General features: G+C 41.1%; 19 protein-coding genes and 1 rRNA gene. 13 read left to right on the top strand and 7 right to left on the bottom strand.

Going from position 1 to position 19,530, the window contains the following annotated elements; genetic code table 11:
* Nucleotides 1–141: 141 nt before the first annotated feature.
* The 11 genes from rrf (at nucleotide 142) to FA047_RS19635 (ending at nucleotide 8,395) form a co-directional block, all read left to right on the top strand.
* Nucleotides 142–253: ribosomal RNA gene (gene rrf, locus FA047_RS19590) — 5S ribosomal RNA — on the top strand.
* 71 nt (nucleotides 254–324) lie between these two features.
* Complete coding sequence (locus FA047_RS21070; protein ID WP_317130922.1) at nucleotides 325–579, top strand: cation:dicarboxylate symporter family transporter; 255 nt, start codon at nucleotides 325–327, stop codon at nucleotides 577–579.
* Complete coding sequence (locus FA047_RS19595; protein WP_317130923.1) at nucleotides 536–1,285, top strand: cation:dicarboxylate symporter family transporter; 750 nt, start codon at nucleotides 536–538, stop codon at nucleotides 1,283–1,285. Before FA047_RS21070 ends, FA047_RS19595 begins: the two co-directional genes overlap by 44 nt.
* Before the next feature lie 115 nt (nucleotides 1,286–1,400).
* Nucleotides 1,401–1,844 carry a 50S ribosomal protein L13 gene (gene rplM / locus FA047_RS19600; RefSeq protein ID WP_136837795.1) on the top strand — a complete coding sequence of 148 codons (444 nt, stop codon included), beginning with the start codon at nucleotides 1,401–1,403 and terminating at the stop codon, nucleotides 1,842–1,844.
* 10 nt (nucleotides 1,845–1,854) lie between these two features.
* On the top strand, nucleotides 1,855–2,241 hold the full coding sequence (rpsI, locus tag FA047_RS19605) for a 30S ribosomal protein S9 (RefSeq protein WP_069378174.1): 387 nt from the start codon (nucleotides 1,855–1,857) through the stop codon (nucleotides 2,239–2,241).
* 18 nt (nucleotides 2,242–2,259) lie between these two features.
* A complete protein-coding gene (gene rpsB / locus FA047_RS19610) occupies nucleotides 2,260–3,084 on the top strand; it encodes a 30S ribosomal protein S2 (RefSeq protein ID WP_136837796.1) in 825 nt (274 codons plus the stop codon).
* Between the two features lie 99 nt (nucleotides 3,085–3,183).
* Nucleotides 3,184–4,023 (top strand): translation elongation factor Ts, encoded by an 840-nt coding sequence (tsf, locus tag FA047_RS19615; protein ID WP_136837797.1) that lies wholly within the window; start codon nucleotides 3,184–3,186, stop codon nucleotides 4,021–4,023.
* Between the two features lie 69 nt (nucleotides 4,024–4,092).
* A complete protein-coding gene (gene nagA, locus FA047_RS19620) occupies nucleotides 4,093–5,208 on the top strand; it encodes an N-acetylglucosamine-6-phosphate deacetylase (protein WP_136837798.1) in 1,116 nt (371 codons plus the stop codon).
* 51 nt (nucleotides 5,209–5,259) lie between these two features.
* On the top strand, nucleotides 5,260–5,964 hold the full coding sequence (pyrH, locus tag FA047_RS19625) for a UMP kinase (RefSeq protein ID WP_136837799.1): 705 nt from the start codon (nucleotides 5,260–5,262) through the stop codon (nucleotides 5,962–5,964).
* Nucleotides 5,965–5,985: 21 nt separating this feature from the next.
* The gene (frr, locus tag FA047_RS19630) at nucleotides 5,986–6,549 is read left to right on the top strand and encodes a ribosome recycling factor (RefSeq protein ID WP_136837800.1); all 564 of its coding nucleotides are present in this window, start codon (nucleotides 5,986–5,988) and stop codon (nucleotides 6,547–6,549) included.
* A gap of 97 nt (nucleotides 6,550–6,646) precedes the next feature.
* Nucleotides 6,647–8,395, top strand: coding sequence for an ABC transporter ATP-binding protein (locus FA047_RS19635; RefSeq protein WP_136837801.1), 1,749 nt, complete (start codon nucleotides 6,647–6,649; stop codon nucleotides 8,393–8,395).
* Here the strand turns inward: FA047_RS19635 and FA047_RS19640 are convergent.
* The 5 genes from FA047_RS19640 to pnuC all read right to left on the bottom strand — a co-directional run bounded on the left by FA047_RS19640 (nucleotide 8,392) and on the right by pnuC (nucleotide 14,154).
* A complete protein-coding gene (locus tag FA047_RS19640) occupies nucleotides 8,392–9,666 on the bottom strand; it encodes an MFS transporter (RefSeq protein ID WP_225872802.1) in 1,275 nt (424 codons plus the stop codon). The two genes, FA047_RS19635 and FA047_RS19640, sit on opposite strands and share 4 nt — an antisense overlap.
* 66 nt (nucleotides 9,667–9,732) lie before the next feature.
* Entirely contained in the window at nucleotides 9,733–10,365 is a 633-nt protein-coding gene (locus tag FA047_RS19645; RefSeq protein ID WP_136837803.1) for a thiamine phosphate synthase, read from the bottom strand.
* A 5-nt stretch (nucleotides 10,366–10,370) separates the two neighbouring features.
* Nucleotides 10,371–12,842: a TonB-dependent receptor gene (locus FA047_RS19650; protein WP_317130924.1), complete on the bottom strand. Its 2,472-nt coding sequence runs from the start codon at nucleotides 12,840–12,842 to the stop codon at nucleotides 10,371–10,373.
* 183 nt (nucleotides 12,843–13,025) lie between these two features.
* Complete coding sequence (locus tag FA047_RS19655) at nucleotides 13,026–13,559, bottom strand: AAA family ATPase (protein WP_136837805.1); 534 nt, start codon at nucleotides 13,557–13,559, stop codon at nucleotides 13,026–13,028.
* Nucleotides 13,543–14,154 (bottom strand): nicotinamide riboside transporter PnuC, encoded by a 612-nt coding sequence (pnuC, locus tag FA047_RS19660; protein ID WP_205943359.1) that lies wholly within the window; start codon nucleotides 14,152–14,154, stop codon nucleotides 13,543–13,545. Before pnuC ends, FA047_RS19655 begins: the two co-directional genes overlap by 17 nt.
* A 348-nt stretch (nucleotides 14,155–14,502) precedes the next feature.
* Here pnuC and FA047_RS19665 point away from each other — a divergent pair, with 348 nt between their 5' ends.
* Nucleotides 14,503–14,820 carry a carboxypeptidase regulatory-like domain-containing protein gene (locus tag FA047_RS19665; RefSeq protein WP_136837806.1) on the top strand — a complete coding sequence of 106 codons (318 nt, stop codon included), beginning with the start codon at nucleotides 14,503–14,505 and terminating at the stop codon, nucleotides 14,818–14,820.
* A gap of 217 nt (nucleotides 14,821–15,037) precedes the next feature.
* A complete protein-coding gene (gene carB / locus FA047_RS19670) occupies nucleotides 15,038–17,854 on the top strand; it encodes a carbamoyl-phosphate synthase large subunit (RefSeq protein WP_136837807.1) in 2,817 nt (938 codons plus the stop codon).
* A gap of 29 nt (nucleotides 17,855–17,883) precedes the next feature.
* Here the strand turns inward: carB and FA047_RS19675 are convergent, their stop codons facing one another.
* Nucleotides 17,884–18,849 carry a DUF3137 domain-containing protein gene (locus FA047_RS19675; RefSeq protein ID WP_136837808.1) on the bottom strand — a complete coding sequence of 322 codons (966 nt, stop codon included), beginning with the start codon at nucleotides 18,847–18,849 and terminating at the stop codon, nucleotides 17,884–17,886.
* Nucleotides 18,849–19,406, bottom strand: coding sequence for a LemA family protein (locus FA047_RS19680; protein ID WP_136837809.1), 558 nt, complete (start codon nucleotides 19,404–19,406; stop codon nucleotides 18,849–18,851). The genes FA047_RS19675 and FA047_RS19680 overlap by 1 nt, the downstream gene beginning before the upstream one ends.
* Nucleotides 19,407–19,530 lie beyond the last annotated feature (124 nt).

The raw sequence follows: 19,530 nt of genomic DNA on the forward strand, positions 1-19,530 counted from the left end.
GCTTTCAAGAGCAGTAAACTGTTGTTTGTTCTTCCTAACTTAACTTCTTTCAATAATATGTCATTGTTATATGTTGAAATATAAAGCCTGTACTGCTGCAAAGCGATACAGAGATATACAACTAAATAACATTAAAAATATTTAGGTGCCTATATCGGTGGTGTCCACCTCTTCCCATTCCGAACAGAGAAGTTAAGCCCACCAGAGCCGATGGTACTGCGGTAACACGTGGGAGAGTAGGTCGGTGCCAAATCTTAAAGAAAGCCTGTAGCTAAAACTACAGGCTTTTCTTGTTTATAGCGAAAATTTCCTAATCATCGCCTGATGAAAGCTTTATTTTCAAATCTTACTTTCCAGGTGCTGCTTGCAATTACATTGGGTATCTTAACTGGTGCTTTTGTTCCGGGATTCGCGCCGCATGCAAAGCTGATCAGCCAGACCTTCATCAATACCATCAATATGCTGATCGCCCCAATCATATTCCTGACTATAGTACTTGGAATTGCGCATATGGGAGATATGAAAAAAAGTAGGCATGGTAGGTGGCAAGGCTTTGCTTTTGCTGCAGTCATTCGATAAACTATCGAAAGTATTTTTTAACATCATGAAGATCGTCATGCGTCTGGCTCCAATCGGGGCATTCGGTGGAATGGCATATAGTGTGGGGACTTATGGCTCGGTTTATCTTACCTGCTTCCTTTTCATTTTTGTGGTATTAAATGCCATATGTAGGTATTACAAATTTAGTTTGTGGAGCTATTTAAAGTATATCAGACAGGAGATCTTAATTGTATTGGGTACTTCTTCCTCTGAGTCTGCTTTGCCCAGTATGATGCAGAAAATGGAAGCTTTTGGATGTAAGAAATCAATTGTTGGCCTGGTGATTCCTACGGGTTATTCATTCAATCTTGACGGAACAGCAATTTATCTTTCTATGGCCGTGATATTTCTTTGCCAGGTGTTTAATATTGATTTATCCATATGGCAGCAGATCACTGTTCTGGCAGTACTTATGGTGACATCGAAGGGGGCTGCAGGAGTTACAGGAAGCGGGTTTATTGTATTGGCATCTACATTAACCGCGCTGAAGATTATGCCGGTGGAGCATATTGTGATTCTTCTGGGAGTAGACCGATTCATGTCGGAAGCCAGGGCGATTACGAACCTTATAGGTAACGGAATTGCGGCTGTGGTGATAGCGAAAAGCGAAAACGACTTTAATGAGGAGAAATACCGCCTGGCAATACAACCTGATGCAATAGAAAGGGCTGAAGAAAATATTTAGCGGATATCTGGGTTTTTTCTCTCCAAGTGTTTGACAATTAAAGATATTACACTATCTTTGCAGTCCCTAAAATTGAGGGGAATAAATAATTGTTAAACAAATTAAATACAAGCAAGTGAATACGTTAAGTTACAAAACTGTCTCTGCCAATGCAAAAACTGTTAATAAACAGTGGGTTGTTGTTGACGCACAAGGCGAGATTTTGGGGCGCTTGTCATCGAAGATCGCTATGATCATCCGTGGTAAAAACAAGCCTGAGTACACCCCACACGTAGACTGCGGAGATAACGTTATCGTTATTAATGCAGACAAGGTTAAGTTGACCGGAAGTAAATTTACTGATAAAGTTTATACTTCTTACACTGGTTATCCAGGGGGTCAGCGCTTCATTTCTCCTAAAGAGTTAATGGCGAAACATCCTAAGCGTGTTATCGAGAAAGCGGTTCGTGGTATGTTACCTAAAACTAAGCTTGGTGCGAAATTATACACCAACCTTTATGTTTATGCAGGTACTGAGCATCCTCACGCAGCACAATCACCAAAAACCATTACACTTTAATTAAGAAGAAATGTCAGTTACAAATACTTCAGGAAGAAGAAAAACTGCTGTTGCTCGTATCTATTTAAAAGAGGGCAATGGTACTATTACCGTAAACGGTAAAGATCATAAAGTATATTTCCCAACGTTGCCTTTGCAATACATCGTTAACCAATCATTCGAAGTTTCAGAATTGACAGGTCAATATGATGTAAATGTAAATGTAGCAGGTGGTGGTATCAAAGGTCAGGCAGAAGCTGTTCGTTTAGCTATCGCTAAGGCTATCGTTGAATTAGATGCTGAGAAAAAACCAGCATTGCGCGCTAAAGGGTTAATGACCCGTGATATGCGTATGGTTGAGCGTAAGAAACCAGGACGTAAGAAAGCACGTAAGAAATTCCAATTCAGTAAACGTTAATCTTAAGGAGACAAAACAATGGCAAGAACTACATATCAAGACTTATTGGATGCAGGTGTACACTTTGGTCACCTTACCCGTAAATGGAACCCAAAAATGGCACCATATATTTTTATGGAACGCAATGGTATCCACATTATAGATTTAAATAAAACTTTAACTAAAACTGAAGAAGCTGCTTCAGCAATCAAACAGATCGTTAAATCTGGTCGTAAGATTCTTTTCGTAGCTACTAAGAAACAAGCTAAAGAAATCGTTGCTGAGCAAGCAAAAAAAGTAAACATGCCTTTCGTAACCGAGCGTTGGTTAGGTGGTATGTTGACTAACTTTGCTACTGTACGTAAGTCAATCAAGAAGATGGTTACCATCGATAAAATGACTAAGGACGGTACATATTCAATCCTTTCTAAAAAGGAGCGTTTAATGATTCAGCGTGAGCGTATCAAATTGGAAAGCTTATTAGGTGGTATCGCGGATTTAAACCGTTTACCTGCTGCTATCTTTTTAATTGACGTTAAAAAAGAACACATTGCTGTTAGCGAAGCGTTGAAATTGAACATTCCAACTTTTGCAATGGTAGATACTAACTCTGATCCTTCTAACATCGATTTCCCAATCCCTGCGAATGATGATGCTACTAAATCTATCTCTTTAATTACTGATGTAATCATCAAAGCAATTGAAGAAGGTTTAGACGAGCGCAAACGCGAAAAAGACGAGGAAACTGAAAAAGAAGCTGTAGCTGCTAAAGCTGCTGCTGATGCTCCTGAAGCTGCTGCTCCTGGTGCAAGAAGAAAAAAAGTTGAAGCTGATACTGAAGAAGGTACAAGCGAAGAAGCTTAAATAATATAATATTGGGTTGTATTGGTGCGTTGAGGGTTTAATACTTACAACAATCTTATACAACCCATAATTTTTGATAAAAACTTAAAAAGAAATAAAATGTCTACAGTACAAATTTCTGCAGCAGATGTAAACAAATTGCGCCAACAAACTGGTGCTGGTATGATGGACTGCAAAAAAGCTTTGATCGAAGCTAACGGTGATTTTGAAGCGGCAGTTGATTATCTACGTAAAAAAGGTGCTAAAGTTGCAGCTTCTCGTCAGGATCGTGATTCTAACGAAGGTGTTGTTATTGCTAAAGCTACAGCTGATGGCAAACGCGGTATTGTTATCGAATTGAACTGCGAAACTGATTTCGTTGCTAAAAATGCTGATTTCGTTGCCTTAGGTAATAAATTTGCTGATTTAGCTGTTGAGAAAAACCCGGCTTCTTTGGAAGAATTATTGGGTCTTGAAATTGATGGGCAGAAAGTATCTGACCTGATCATCGAGAACACTGGTAAAATAGGCGAGAAAATCGGTATCTCTAAATTCGAAACTGTATCTGGAGAGAAAGTTGTTCCTTACATCCACGGTAACTACCGTTTAGGTGTTTTGGTTGCTTTAAACCAGGATGTTGCAGGTGTTGAAGAAGCTGGTAAAGATGTAGCGATGCAAATTGCTGCAATGAGCCCTGTTGCTTTAGATAAAGGTGACGTTGATGCAACGACTATCGAGCGTGAAACTGAAATCGCAAAAGAGCAAATCCGTGCTGAAGGTAAGCCTGAAGAAATGGTTGAGAAAATTGCTGCTGGTAAATTGAATAAATTCTACAAAGACAGTACTTTATTGAACCAGGAATTTGTGAAAGATTCATCTAAAGATGTTCGTAAATTCTTAAATGATACAGCTAACGGTTTAACTGTTACTGCATTCAAACGTATCCAATTAGGAGCTTAGTCTCTTTTTAATGATATTAAAAAGTCCCTTGTTTTCAAGGGATTTTTTTTTTGCCTTATATTAGCAATTATGATCGCTATAAAGAATGGTAAGTTCTTTTTGAAGGATGAACTGGTGACTAACCATATCATCCTTATTGAAGAAGGAAAAATAATTGATGTTCAAGGAAATCAAGTACCGGAAGGTAGTCAGGAAATTGATGCTGAAGGCGCTTATATTACTTCGGGTTTTATAGACCTGCAGATTTATGGTAGCGGGGGCAATCTGTTCTCTGCTTATCCTTCTGTGGAAACATTGCGCCAAATGGACGCTAATCTGATCAGTAAGGGGACGACAGGTTTTTTAGCTTGCGTAGCGACCAATACGCCTGAAGTAGTTCATGAGTCAATCATCGCTGCGAAAGCATATAGAAATGAAGCTAATGCCTTTTTAGGCCTGCACCTGGAAGGCCCTTATCTGAATGCCAAACGCAAAGGAGCGCACATTGAGGAATACATTTGCAAGGCCTCACTGGAAGAAGTAAAACGCCTGATGGAACATGCTGATGGCACAGTAAAAATGATGACCATTGCAGCTGAATTGCAGGATGATGAGGTAATTAATTATTTGCTCGATCAGGGAGTTGTACTTTCTATGGGGCACAGCGATGCGACTTTTGAAGAAGCTACAAAGGCTTATGACGAGGGCGTTGCGAGTACTACACATTTGTTCAACGCCATGCCATCGATACACCACAGGGCACCAAACTTGCCGGTAGCGGTGTTTGGCCATCCAACAGCAATGGCAAGTATCATAGCAGATGGCAGTCATGTAGATTTTGAGGTGATAAAGATGAGCTATAAGCTGATGAAGGACCGGTTGTTTTTAATTACTGATGCCGTCACGGCCTGCAGTATCGGGCCCTATCAGCATCAGCTTTCGGGTGAGAAGTTCATTACGCCGGAAGGCACGCTTTCGGGTTCAAATATTACCCTGCTACAAGCAGTACAAAATTGTGTTTCATATTGTGATGTGCCGTTAGCAGCAGCATTAAGAATGGCATCTTTAAATCCCGCAAAACTGATGAGCCTGGATCAGAAAATTGGTAATTTGAATGCCGGTTGTAAGGCAGATTTGTTATTTTTATCTGATAGTCTGGAGTTAAGTAAGATTTTAAAGGATGGCCGGGAACACACGAAGACATAGTGTAGAGAACAATACATTGGAAATAAAAGCAATTTTATCTAAGTTTGCCCCATGAAGTATAAACGGATTCTACTGAAGTTAAGTGGCGAATCGCTGATGGGCGATAAGCAATATGGTATTGATAATGAGGTTGTAAAACAATATGCCGAAGACATCAAAGCTGTGCATGACAAAGGCCTTGAAATTGCAATAGTGATAGGCGGAGGTAATATTTTTAGAGGTTTAAGTGCAGAAAAGTCTGGTATGGATAGAGCACAAGCTGATTATATGGGAATGCTGGCCACAGTAATTAACAGTATGGCATTGCAGGATGCACTTGAAAAAGTAGGCCTTAAGACCAGATTGCTGACAGCAATAAAAATGGAGCAGATCTGTGAGCCGTTTATCCGCCGCAGGGCAGTACGTCACCTCGAAAAAGGCCGCGTTGTAATCTTCGGTGCGGGAACAGGTAATCCTTACTTTACTACAGATTCTGCGGCGGCGTTACGTGCGATTGAAATTAAAGCTGATGTGGTTTTAAAAGGTACACGTGTAGATGGTATTTATACGGCAGATCCGGAAAAAGATCCATCTGCGACGAAGTATTCGGAGATATCTTTTAAAGAAGTTTATGCCAAAGGACTGAATGTGATGGACATGACTGCTTTTACACTTTGCGAAGAAAATAAGCTTCCTATTATTGTTTTTGACATGAATAAGTCCGGTAACTTCATGAAGATTGCCGGAGGCGAAGAAATAGGAACACTCGTTAGATAAAAAATAAAAACTTTATACATTATGAATGACCTCATAAAGAAACAATTACAGGACGCTCAGGCTACAATGGATAAAGCCATTGCACATTGTGAGTCGGAACTGACGAAAATTCGTGCAGGAAAAGCTTCAGCAGGTATGCTTGATGGTATCATGGTTGATTATTATGGAAATCCGACTCCGTTAAGCCAAGTTGCAAGCATCAATACACCAGATGCACGTACTTTGTTGCTGCAGCCATGGGAAAAAGCTCTGCTTATTCCTATTGAGCGTGCGATTATGGAAGCAAATATTGGAATTAACCCTCAGAATGATGGTATTATGATCCGTCTGGTTGTTCCTCCGTTGACTGAAGAGCGTAGAAAGGATTTGGTCAAGAAAGTGAAGGAAGAAGCTGAAAGAGGTCGTATCACTGTCCGAAACATCCGTAAAGATGCCAACGAGAAAATTAAAAAGCTAAAAGGCGAAAGCGTTTCTGATGATGAAATCAAAACAGGAGAAGCAGAAGTGCAAAAAATCACGGATGCCTATATTCTGAAAGTAGATAAACACGCAGAAGCAAAAGAGAAAGATATCATGACGGTATAAGCCGGGTATTTATAATCTATAAGTAAATTAAAGGGAATGAGGTCAGTACTTCATTCCCTTTCTTTATTTTTGATCCCTCAGAAACAAAACTAGATTAATGAAATTACTTCTTGAATACTTGAAAAACCATAAATGGACAGTGGTTTTGGCACTATTCCTGGCTGCTATTAATATTGGGTTTTCATTGCTCGATCCTTACATCACAGGAAGGATTGTAGACCAGTTTATAGAAAAAAAGAACCTGCTGAGCAGGAGTGAATTTATATTGGGTGTTCTGGGGCTGGTTGGACTCGGGATTGGCGCTGCAATGGTATCCCGGATTGCCAAGAACTTTCAGGATTACTTTACAAGCATTATCGTTCAGAAGGTTGGTGCGAGGATGTATGCAGATGGCCTAAAGCATTCTCTGGAATTGCCTTATCAGGTGTTCGAGGATCAGCGTAGTGGTGAAACTTTAGGCATTCTTCAGAAAGTACGCCTGGACTCAGAGAAGTTTATAACTGCTTTTATCAGTATACTGTTTGTGAGCCTGATCGGAATGATATTCGTGATCGTGTATTCTGTCACAGTAAGCTATAAAGTGACCCTGATCTACTTCTCGGCAATTCCGATCATTAGTTTTGTAAGCTGGTTTTTGAGCAGAAAGATCAAGACCATACAAAAAAGTATTGTTGCTGAAACGACTGCACTTGCAGGATCTACAACAGAATCTTTGAGAAACATTGAGCTGGTAAAGAGTTTGGGACTGGCCAATCAGGAAATAGACCGCCTGAATAAAACAACCTATAAAATTCTGGGTCTTGAATTGAGAAAGGTAAAATACGTACGTAGCATGAGCTTTGTGCAGGGTACGACGGTCAACTTCGTAAGGAGTACGATGGTCGTGGTCTTATTGATCCTCATCTTCGAAAATACAATTTCGCCGGGACAGTATTTTTCGTTCCTGTTTTATTCTTTCTTCCTGTTTGGACCCTTGCAGGAATTAGGGAATGTGATCCTGACCTGGAGGGAAGCAGAGGTATCGCTGGGCAATTTCAAGAAGATTTTAAGCACTCCTATAGACCAGAAGCCAATGAATCCGGTGAAGTTGGAGAAAATTACCAAACTTGCTTTTGACGGGGTTAATTTTAAACATCTTACCGGAAAACACAATGCACTTAACGACATTTCTTTCACGACTCACAACGGAGAGACCATAGCTTTCGTTGGACCGTCCGGATCAGGGAAAACTACCCTGGTGAAGCTGTTGGTTGGACTTTATCAGCCAATTGAGGGGGAGGTATATTATAATGACACTTCGAGTAAAGAAATAGATCTGGATCTGTTGAGGGAAAAAATTGGCTTTGTAACTCAGGATACCCAACTGTTTTCAGGCACAATTAGAGAAAACCTGCAGTTTGTAAGACCAGGGGCCACAGATGAAGCGTGTATGCGTGTATTGCAGCAGGCGGCTTGTCATAACCTGCTGGCCAGAGCTGACAATGGTCTCGATACAGTTATTGGCGAGGGAGGCGTAAAAGTATCAGGAGGAGAGAAGCAAAGGCTGTCTATTGCACGCGCATTATTAAGAAAACCAGATATTCTGGTGTTTGATGAGGCTACATCCTCACTGGATTCTTTGACTGAAGAAGACATTACTGCTACGATCAGGGATATTTCAGTACATACCAATCACATCACGATATTAATCGCGCACAGGCTATCTACGATCCGTCATGCAGACCGCATATTTGTGCTGGAAAGAGGTCATATCATTGAGCAGGGCAAGCATGAGGATTTACTGGCATTGAACGGTTTATATTATGCCATGTGGAGACAGCAGATTGGCGAGCGGCTGGAAGTTTAAACCTTTTGCTCGTTGATTTCCTGGAGGCTTAATTTTAGGAGTCCTTTTGTCTTCAGATAAGTAATTCCCGCTACTACTATGGTCATGCTGCCGCCAAATACCACGGCAGGGACTGTTCGCATGAGTTTGGCGGTAAGGCCCGATTCAAATGCGCCGATTTCATTGGAAGATCCGATGAACATGCTGTTTACGGCAGATACGCGTCCGCGCATTTCATCAGGTGTAAGCAGCTGCATGATGGTAGAGCGAATGATTACACTGATGCTGTCGAAAGCGCCTTCTGCAAAGAGAAATAAAAGCGTGAGGTAAAAGTTTTTGGACAATCCAAAACAGATGATACTCACTCCGAAACCAGTGACCGCAATCAGCAGATTTCGCCAGGGTTTATTCATTGGAGAAAAGCGAGTCATGGCCAGCATAGTGATTACAGCTCCGCTTGATACTGCAGCGCGCATAAACCCCAGCCCTTCTGAGCCAACTTTCAAGATGTCATGAGCAAAGACAGGCAGTAAAGCTACAGCACCGCCAAAGAAGACTGAAAACAGATCCAGGCTCATTGCACCAAGCATCATCTTTGTTTTAAATACAAATCGTACTCCTTCAGTGAGGCTTTTAACAATACTTTCCTTAGGTATAAATGTGGGTGGGTGAGGTTTTAAAAAGAAGATACAGACTAAGGCTATGAATATGAAACTGATGATCACGATATAGGTGACTGTGATTCCAAAGAAAGCATAAATGAGCCCCCCTGCCATTGGACCCAGGATAGAAGCCATTTGCCAGCTGGAGCTGTTCCATGTACTTGAATTTGGATAGAGCTTTTTGGGGATGATCTGTGCCATTAACGAGAAGGTAGCAGGGCTGAAAAATCCTCTTGCTATCCCAATTCCAAATATCATACAATACATAATTGGTACAATATAGCTGGTAGGAACATAAGCATGCATCTGTTTGGTGGTCACGATGAGCATCACCAGTGAACAAAGGAATACTCCGCTAAAAATCTTTAATAGGAGACCTCTCTTTTCAGACTTATCGGCCACATAGCCGCCATATAAGGCAATGCTAATGGATGGAATGGCCTCGCACAACCCGATGAAGGCAAGTGCAAGTGGGTCTTTAGTGAGCTGATAGATGTGAAAACCGATGACCACTGCCTGCATCTGGTAGGCAAATGTGAAGAAGAAACGCATTCCGAGGTAGGAACGAAACTCCCGGTAGCGGAGGGCGGCGTATGGATCCGGTTTCTCTATGAGATCTGTATTGTCCAAAGGAATTGATTTTAGACAAATGTAAGTGTTAGCAGAGAAGATATTAAAACCCTGCTTAAAATATCATTACATAATCTTGTCATAAAATGAGCCATATGCATCTTTCATATTTTCGGATTGATTGATGGCCGCAGAGGCCGCAATTCCAAAGATGCCGGTTTGCATGAGCGCATCCACGTCTTCTATGGTGACGCCCCCGACGGCAAGTACAGGCAGGTCTATTTGGTGTTCTCTTAACTTCAGCATCGTAGTTTGATAACCATCTATACCCAGCAAAGGAAAACCATTTAGTTTGGTAGTGGTTTCGTAAAATGGTCCGAGACCGGCATAGTCAACCCCTTCTTTATTCAGCCTGATCAGCCCTTCGAGTGTATTGGATGATCCGCCAATGGTAATGGCTTCGCCAAGCTCGTCCCTGATCTTAAGAAAATCAGCATCCATATCCTCGATATGAAAACCCTGGATATCGGCTTTACCATTTAGGTGGATATGATCCGTAACGATTAGAGTTGCTCCCCAATCGTCACAGATCTCTGCTATTGCATTGATATCTTTTAAAAGCTCATCGTCACTTTTGGTCAGGCAGCGGTACTGGATCCATTTTGCACCCGATTCGCAGGCTATTTGGGCCTGTTCGATGTGTGTGTACTGTTCTATATCGTGCGTAATAAAGTGGAGTTTTTCGATGAACTTCTTCATGTATTTTAAAAATTCAGATTAAGCGAAAGTAAGAAATTAGTTCCTGCCTGCGGAAAGTAAAAATTTTCGGTAACCGTTGCCCATGGATAAATTGAACTGTAGGTATAGCCATTACTCTCGTACTTTTTATTGAGGATGTTGTTTGCCAGCAAGGCAACATTGATGTTCTTGATCCCTTTCAGACTGAAATTATAACCTAGTCTGGCATTGTTTACCCAATAGGCATCCAGCTTGCGGCTTTCATTCTGCGTATTGTCCATGAACTGTTTGCTCACGTACTTGCTTTGCAGCGCTACAGCCAAACCTGCAAGAGGTTTGTAAACCAGTTCACCAAAAACTACAGTATTTGGCGAGAAGGAAATATCAGGGTTTTTGTAAGTTGTCGCCTGCACATTGATCAGGTCAAAATTAGCATCATATTCAGAAACATAATCGATGTAGTTTTTGATCTTGTTTTTGCTAAAAGCAGCATTTGCGTTAACAGCAAAATGAGAACTGATGGTGTAAGACGCATCCAGCTCCAGTCCTATACGATAACTTTTATCGACATTCTGACGATAAGCATCTGAATATTCATTGATCTCTCCAGTAAAGATCAACTGATCTTTGTAGAACATTCCATAGACATTAGCACCTGCATTGAAGCGGTCATCCTTAAAGCGATATCCAGCTTCTACGTTGTTTAAACGCTCAGCTTTAGGATTGGGAAGGCCTTCTTTTAAATTGGTGAAGTCATCTCTATTCGGCTCTTTATTGGCTACACTAAATGAAGCGTAAGCATTGCTTTGCTCATTCATAAAATAAGTAGCCCCTACTTTAGGATTGAAGAAGTTATAGTTGTTGTTGAAGTCAAGCGCCTTGCGGTTCTTATCTGTGCCGCTGATTTTGTAAGCGACATTTCTGTATTGAAGGTCTGCAAACAGGCTCAACTGAGCTGTAGGATTGTAGTTTATCTTGCCAAAGGTATTGAAATCGTCTTTGTTGCCTTTTCCATCATAATAATGATGGTCATTGGCCGCAGTAGAAGCATGTTCAGCCCAGGTGATTTCTCCAAAATGTTTGCCTCTATATTGATTGTAAGCACCGCCAAGTGTAAAGTTCAAATCAGACTGAGGCTGGTAATTGAAAGCATAGGTAAAACCATAGAAGTCATTATCTAGCCAGCGACGACGCACCAGGTTTGTTTTGGTGATGGTTGTTCCACCTACGACAACGTTCGGTAGTCCGTATTTCGTAAACTTCTGACTGTTTTTGTATTCCTCGAAATACCCTTCGCCATCAGTATAGTGCAAAGCACCATTGAATGAGAAATGCTCGCTAAACTGTTTTGCATACAATGCCTGGTAGTGGTTTTGTTTGTAATTATCTACCTGGTCTTTATAAGTAAATTGATTGTATGTCCGGTTGTCCGAATTGAAGAGGTTCAGGGAATCAGCCTTTGTATAGTACAGGTATTCAAGATTGTTATTGTAATGCTCCTTTAAGCCTTCCAGATCTCCTCTTAGTTTAGCCTCGGGAACACCATTCCAGGCTTGGTAAGTTTCTTCTGTGCCCGAAAATACATTTACGCGCAATAAGTCGTTTTTACCATGATAAGCGCCCGATAGGAAGTACGATTTTAGATCAGAAGCTCCGCGGTCTATAAAACCATCAGACTTTATCCTTGACAAGCGGCCATCAAAGCTCCATTTATTGTCGATAAGACCTGTTCCCACTTTTACAGTGTTTTTTAAGGTATTAAATGTTCCGAATGAATTGTTGATTTCCGCGTAAGGAATTTCAGAAGAAGATAGGGTCTGGATGTTCAAACTTCCGCCAAAAGCACCAGCACCGTTTGTAGATATTCCCACCCCACGCTGAATCTGAATATTGTCTACAGAAGAAGCAAAATCAGGCATATTTACCCAGAAAGTGCCCTGGCTTTCACTGTCGTTATAAGGAATTCCGTTTACAGTCACGTTAACGCGGCTGGCGTCACTGCCCCTGATTCGGATCCCGGTATATCCAACTCCGGCGCCGGCATCAGACGTTACCACGACGCCGGGAGTATTGTTTAAAATAAAAGGAAGGTCTTGTCCGAAGTTGTTTTCTTCTATTTCAGCCTTGCCGATGTTTTTATAAGTAGTAGCAGACTTTTCATTTGCACGTGTTGCCCGCACCGTTACTTCATCTGCAAGGAGCGCAGATTGCTCCAGGGTAAAGTTGATGTTCTCGTCGGATGAAAGGGTGATGATCTTTTCAATGGATTTATAACCGATGAAACTCGCTGATAAAGTGTAGCTTCCTGCTTTCAGGTTACTGATTTTATAATTTCCATTGGCGTCGGCATTTGTGCCGGTAGTCTTTCCTTTAATCCTGATGCTCGCGCCCGGTAAATTTCCGTTTGTTTGTGATACAGTACCTGAAATGGTGAATTGAGCCATTGATGCCAATGGCAATAGCAGCACAGCAAATGCTGCGATGATTGATCTTTTCAATTTTTTTGAATTTAAATGAATTTCCATAACTCTTATCCCTCCGCCGGCATTATCCGGATCAGGTGCTTATAACTTTTCAGTTATAAAGGGTATACTCTCAGCCTGTTTTTGTGTTTATGAAACAAGGCACCCCATTTGATATGGCAAAGTTACCTAAAAAAAATAAAATTAGGTCGAATTGCTTTATTTAGATTGCTGCAGGAAGTCATCAACTGCAACTATGGCATTGGTCAATCTGTCTTCGACACCGTGGATCACTTTGTAATTCGCCCCCAAAGCCTGTAGTTCACTGTGCCAAACCTGCATGAAATGTTCGCGTTTGTGAGGGAAGTCCCGCAATGGATCTTCCTGCCAGGGGAGGTCGATGTCCAGGAGCAGGTACAAATCATAATTGTATTTTGGGAGCGCATCCAGCACTACTTCCGGAGTTTCTCCAAAAACTTCATCGCTCCAAATCTTTACAGTCAGAAAAGTGGTATCGCAAAAGATCAGGTTTTTATCGGCAATCGCAAGAATGGAGTCTTCCAGCGCGACTTGTCCGTGAAACATGTTTATTTCATCCTGCAGGTCGCAGGGCGAGGTTAATGCCGCGCAATAATAGCGGGCATATTCCGGAACCCACAGCGTATTGTAGTGCTTTGCCAGCTGTTGGGTAATGGTTGATTTGCCTGTACTCTCGGGACCTACGATCGCTATTTTTCTAATGGGTCTGTTCACGGTAAGTTTTTTTCCAGTCTAAGTAACCAACGGATGCAATGTAAATATAAAGTGCATACATGATTGCGGTGGCATAGAGGTCTTTATAAATATACATGCCGACATATATAATGTCTACAAAAATCCAGATCAGCCAATTTTGTACGACCTTTCTGGCCAGAAATATTTGAGCTACCAGACTGCACGCCGTACAAAAGCTATCTATATAGGGCAGGGAAGCGTTTGTGTTTTTATACAACAGCTGTCCCAGTAAAAAGGTAAAGATGATCACTCCAACCAACGAGAGTAATAGCTCCTTTTGAGTGATGTTTACGATTGGTCTTGATGCCTCTGGGTTATTTCTGTGTTTGCTCCAATAATACCATCCATAGATGTTCATGAAAAAAAAATAAAACTGAAGGCCCATATCCGCATACAGCTTAGACTCGAAGAAGATGAAAATGTAGATGACCACACTGATGATTGCGATGGGCCAGCTGTAGATGTTGTTTTTTGCGGCAAGCCATACACACAATATACCTGTAAATACGCCACACCATTCCATCGCTCCTGTTTGAATAAAAAGCTGCGTAAAACTATCCTTCAGTAATTCCATCGCTCAAAAGTACTAAACAGATTTGCATAAAAAAATCCGGCAGGGAAAGATTCCCGGCCGGATTATAAACCAAACAAACTATTTATGAAGATTACCCTCTAACCAGAGGATTTTTTAATTCTGAATTATACCTGGTACTGTGCAAGCTTTGAGCCAATAAATGAAAAGAAGGTTTATGTGACTTAACGATGACCTGCTTATGGCTATTTCCTGAATTTTCGAAAACAAATACAAGCCTGACTTGTCTTTAAGTAGAGGAGATTTGAGTATGGTACACACCTACTAATTAATTTTATGTTAAACTCTGCTGATCAGAGATTACTGCTGATCTGCTAAACAACCATCCTTATGAAAAAGTTAAGTTTAAGTCTTTTAGTGTTTACGCTATTAGCGCTCGGAATACTTGCCTTTACATTTATTAAAAATGGGGGAATAAAAGGAACTATTGTACCTGCTGATGGTGCAACTGAAGTCATCGCCATATCGGCGACAGATACGTTGAGAACGACAATAAGCAATGGTAGTTTTGGATTTGGTGAGGTCAAGCCTGCTACTTATACGATTTGGGTGAAAGGGAAATTGCCTTATAAAGACACCTCAGTTGAAAACGTAGCTGTTATAGACAGCACGGTTACTGATGTCGGCGAGATCAAACTTCAGCAATAATTGGTTTAAAATAATCTAAAAAGGGGGCGTTTTTGCCCCTTTTTTTATTTATAAGCCTTTTTGAAAAAAAGCCTTATTTTTAATGTTCAAAAGCGTAACTTTGCATCCCGACAGAAGAGTCGGGTTCTTTATGATTATCAAAGGGAATCTCAAGACTGTTCCAGTCCATAACAAAGCATATTTTTCATCAATTATACTTTAGACTTTTTAAAGCCTTATGCCTAAAGACACCTCCATACGCTCAGTACTGATTATCGGATCTGGACCCATTATTATTGGTCAGGCCTGTGAATTTGATTATTCAGGATCGCAAGCAGCCTTATCTCTAAAAGAAGAGGGAATTGAAGTTTCCATAATTAACTCAAATCCTGCAACAATTATGACCGACAAGGTGATTGGCGATCATGTTTATCTATGGCCTTTAACTGTAGATTCAATCGAGCAGATTTTGCAAGAACGTAAAATAGATGCCGTATTGCCTACTATGGGTGGACAAACAGCATTGAACCTATGTATCGAAGCATCTGAACGGGGGATCTGGGATAAATACGGAGTTAAAGTAATCGGTGTAGACGTTGCTGCAATAGAGAAAACGGAAAACCGTGAAGCGTTCCGCCAGTTAATGGTTGATATAGGTGTGGGTGTTGCTACTTCAAAAATTGCAAACTCTTTCCTTGAAGGTAAAGAAGCTGCTCAGGAAATTGGTTATCCATTGGTTATCCGCCCATCTTATACACTAGGTGGATTTGGTGGCGGTTTCGTACACAAGAAAGAAGAGTTTGACCAGGCTTTAAAACGCGGGCTTGAGGCTTCTCCGACCCACGAGGTTTTGGTAGAGCAAGCAGTGTTGGGTTGGAAAGAATACGAGCTGGAGTTGTTGAGAGACAGTAATGACAATGTGATCATCATCTGCTCTATTGAAAACTTCGATCCAATGGGTATACATACCGGTGATTCTATCACTGTGGCACCTGCGATGACATTATCTGACCGTTGTTATCAGGATATGCGTAACCAGGCGATCAAAATGATGCGTGCGATTGGGAACTTCGCTGGTGGTTGCAATGTACAGTTCTCTGTAAACCCGGATAACGATGAGATCATCGCGATCGAGATCAACCCAAGGGTTTCCCGTTCATCGGCCCTGGCGAGTAAAGCTACTGGCTATCCAATTGCTAAAATAGCGGCTAAACTGGCTATCGGTTACAACCTGGATGAACTGGAAAATCAAATCACAAAAACTACATCTGCATATTTTGAACCTACACTTGATTACGTTATCGTAAAAGTTCCCCGCTGGAACTTCGATAAATTTAAAGGAGCAAATACAGAACTGGGCTTGCAGATGAAATCTGTAGGTGAGGTAATGGCCATCGGACGTACTTTTATAGAAGCCATACAGAAGGCTTGCCAGAGTTTGGAAATCGGCAGAGCGGGTTTGGGCGCTGATGGTAAACATAACCGCAGTATTGAAGAGATCATGCACGGTCTTGAACATCCAAGCTGGAATCGTTTATTCCTGATCAAAGATGCCATGAGTATGGGCGTTCCATTGGAATCAATCCGTAAAGTTACGCGTATCGATAAATGGTTCCTATCACAAATACAGGAATTGGTTCAGCTGGAAACAGAATTGAAACGTTACTCCCTAAATAATATCCCTAAAGATTTCTTCTTCACGCTGAAGCAAAAAGGCTTCTCTGACATTCAGATTTCTTATCTGCTTGGAAATGTAACAGAAGACGAGGTTTATGAGCGTAGAAAGTCATTAGGAATCAGACGTGTTTATAAGATGGTGGATACCTGTGCTGCGGAGTTTGCTGCACAAACACCTTACTACTATTCCACTTTCGAAGAAGAGAATGAATCGCATCCTTCAGATAAAAAGAAAGTGATTGTGCTTGGTTCTGGTCCTAACCGTATCGGTCAGGGTATAGAATTTGACTACTCTTGTGTACACGGATTGCTGGCTGCTAAAGAAACAGGATTTGAGGCGATCATGATCAACTGTAACCCTGAGACTGTATCTACAGATTTCAATATGGCTGATAAATTATACTTCGAGCCTGTATTCTGGGAACATGTACGTGAGATCATAGAGCTGGAAAATCCGGTTGGAGTAATTGTTCAGCTTGGCGGACAAACGGCGCTTAAAATGGCTGAAAAGCTTCATGAGAACGGAATTAAGATCATTGGTACATCATATAACGATATGGATGTGGCAGAGGACAGGGGACGTTTCTCTGACCTGTTAAAAGAACTGGAGATTCCTTATCCTAAATATGGTGTCGCAGAAAATGCAGAAGAAGCAATTGGTGTAGCAAATGAAGTAGGTTATCCGGTGCTTGTCAGACCAAGTTATGTACTGGGCGGACAAGGCATGAGTATCGTCATTAACGATGAAGATCTGGAGAAAGCAGTTGTGAAATTACTGGGAGATTTGCCTGGTAACCGCGTACTGATTGACCACTTCCTGGATAGGGCCGAAGAAACTGAATCTGATTCGATTTGTGATGGTGAAGATGTACATATCGTCGGGCTAATGGAGCACATCGAACCTGCAGGTATCCACTCAGGAGACTCAAGTGCTGTATTGCCACCGTTCAGTTTGTCTGAAAAGGTAATGAACGACATGGAGACTTACTCTAAGAAAATAGCCAGGGCATTAAATGTAATTGGATTATTGAACATCCAGTTTGCAGTTAAAGATGAGAAAGTATATGTAATCGAGGCCAATCCAAGGGCATCAAGGACAGTTCCTTTCATTGCTAAGGCTTATGATGTTCCTTACATTAACATTGCTGCCAAAGTAATGCTGGGTGTAAACAAGTTGAAAGACTTCACCATCGAGCGTAAACTGGTAGGTTATGCGATTAAGGAGCCTGTATTCTCTTTCTATAAATTCCCTGAGGTAACTAAAGAGCTGGGGCCGGAAATGAAGTCGACAGGTGAGGCCATCAGATTTATTAAAGACACTGAAGACCCTTACTTTAGGAAGCTGATCAAAGACAAATCAATGTATTTATCTAAATAATATAAAGTCCCGAAAGGGACTTTTTTATTTTACTGCTTTCCCCAGATCCGGGTATTTAGGTCAAGCTCCTCAACGATTCCATACATAAATCGAATCACATCGAGGTCTGCATTGAGCGACTCTTGATCAAGAAGTGTTTTGAACTGCGGGGGTTCAAAGTAATCTTTGTTCAGGGGAAAGGCGATGTACATATACGTGTCTATGAAAGAAACTGAGATGGTATACTTGCTTTTGTTTTCCAGCTCACACAGTCGCTCCATCATAGCAGGAGTAAGGATATAGCGTGCTTCTACCTGGTCGGTAGAATAGGTGACAAAGCAGTTGTTAAAATCAGGGTTTTCCAATTTTACGAGTTCTCTGCTGTTTGATGAAAAAACGGGGATGTTATTGGAGATCCATGTTCCGATTGAACTGCCGAAGTCCTTTGGTCTAATTACAGTAACACCATTAAAATGTTTATTGAAATCAGCGCAAAAAATGATGCCTTTAAAGATCTGATGCCATTCTGTTCTTTTTCCATTCTTGGTTTGAGTCTCAGTTTTGTATTCCGCATGTACCTCAGAAAAACCAAATCTCGTTTTCCCTGCTGAGCCAAGAATTTGATCCTGACTTGAATACCTGTCAGGCTCTTGGCTAAACAATTGAGACGAAACAAAATTACCTTCAGAAAGGCCTGTCTGGTAATCAATTTCTAAAGATTGGTCTATAGATTTTAAGGCAACAGCTATAACTTTCTGTTTAAACCCATGTCTGTATTCAGAAAACATTTGGCTGCCCTTGTTGAGTTTTACAAATCCAAAGATAAGTGACGCCAATCCTGGGATCGCCCCTACAAGAAACAGATCGGCCAGAAAAAATCCTAAGACGAAAAATAGTATGCCAGCTCCGATAAATATAAAGCTATTGATTTTTAGATCAGCTACAGCTTTACGCTGTTTTTCAAGTTCGTCTAACGTGCTGGTCAGTACATTGCTGCCTGATGTATCCTCTGTCATTAACTATTAAAAAGGTCTTTAGCACTGATGTTCTTCCTTTCTTCTTCTGTATTCTCAAGTACGGAGATCTGCTGATAGTTAAGCATTCCTGCAAACATACTTCCTGGGAACATCATAATGGCATTGTTGTAATCGGTGACTGCGGCGTTATATGTTCTTCTGGCTGCGGCAATCTGCTCTTCACTTTCAGTCCACGTAGACTGCAGGTTAAGGAAATTTTGATTGGCCTTTAAGTCGGGGTAGTTTTCGACATTAACCATGATCCCTCTTACGCTCGAACTTAATTGTCTGTCTATATCTAATTTTTGCTCAGTGCTTAGATTGCTGTTGCCTGCCTGGGCGCGGAGTTCAACGACTTTCGTCAATAGATCCCCTTCGTATTGCATGTATTGTTTAACCGTCTCTACCAGGTTAGGCAGCAGGTCAAATCGTTTTTTTAACATGACATCTATTGCGGAAAAAGCGTTGGTTACCTGGTTCTTTTTTCCGATAAGTGAATTGTACATTCCTATTCCAATGATCAGGAATACAATTATGATTATGGCTGCTACTATCATTTTTGGTAATTAAGAGGTTATCAGTTTTTAAATATATAAAATTCAGGATTAAAAACTCTTTGATCAGCGTAGTTAAAGATTGTTACAATGACAGAAAAAAGAAACCCTGTTCCGGAGAGAACAG

It is taken from the genome of Pedobacter frigoris (assembly GCF_005116445.1).
Taxonomy (GTDB): Bacteria; Bacteroidota; Bacteroidia; order Sphingobacteriales; family Sphingobacteriaceae; genus Pedobacter; species Pedobacter frigoris.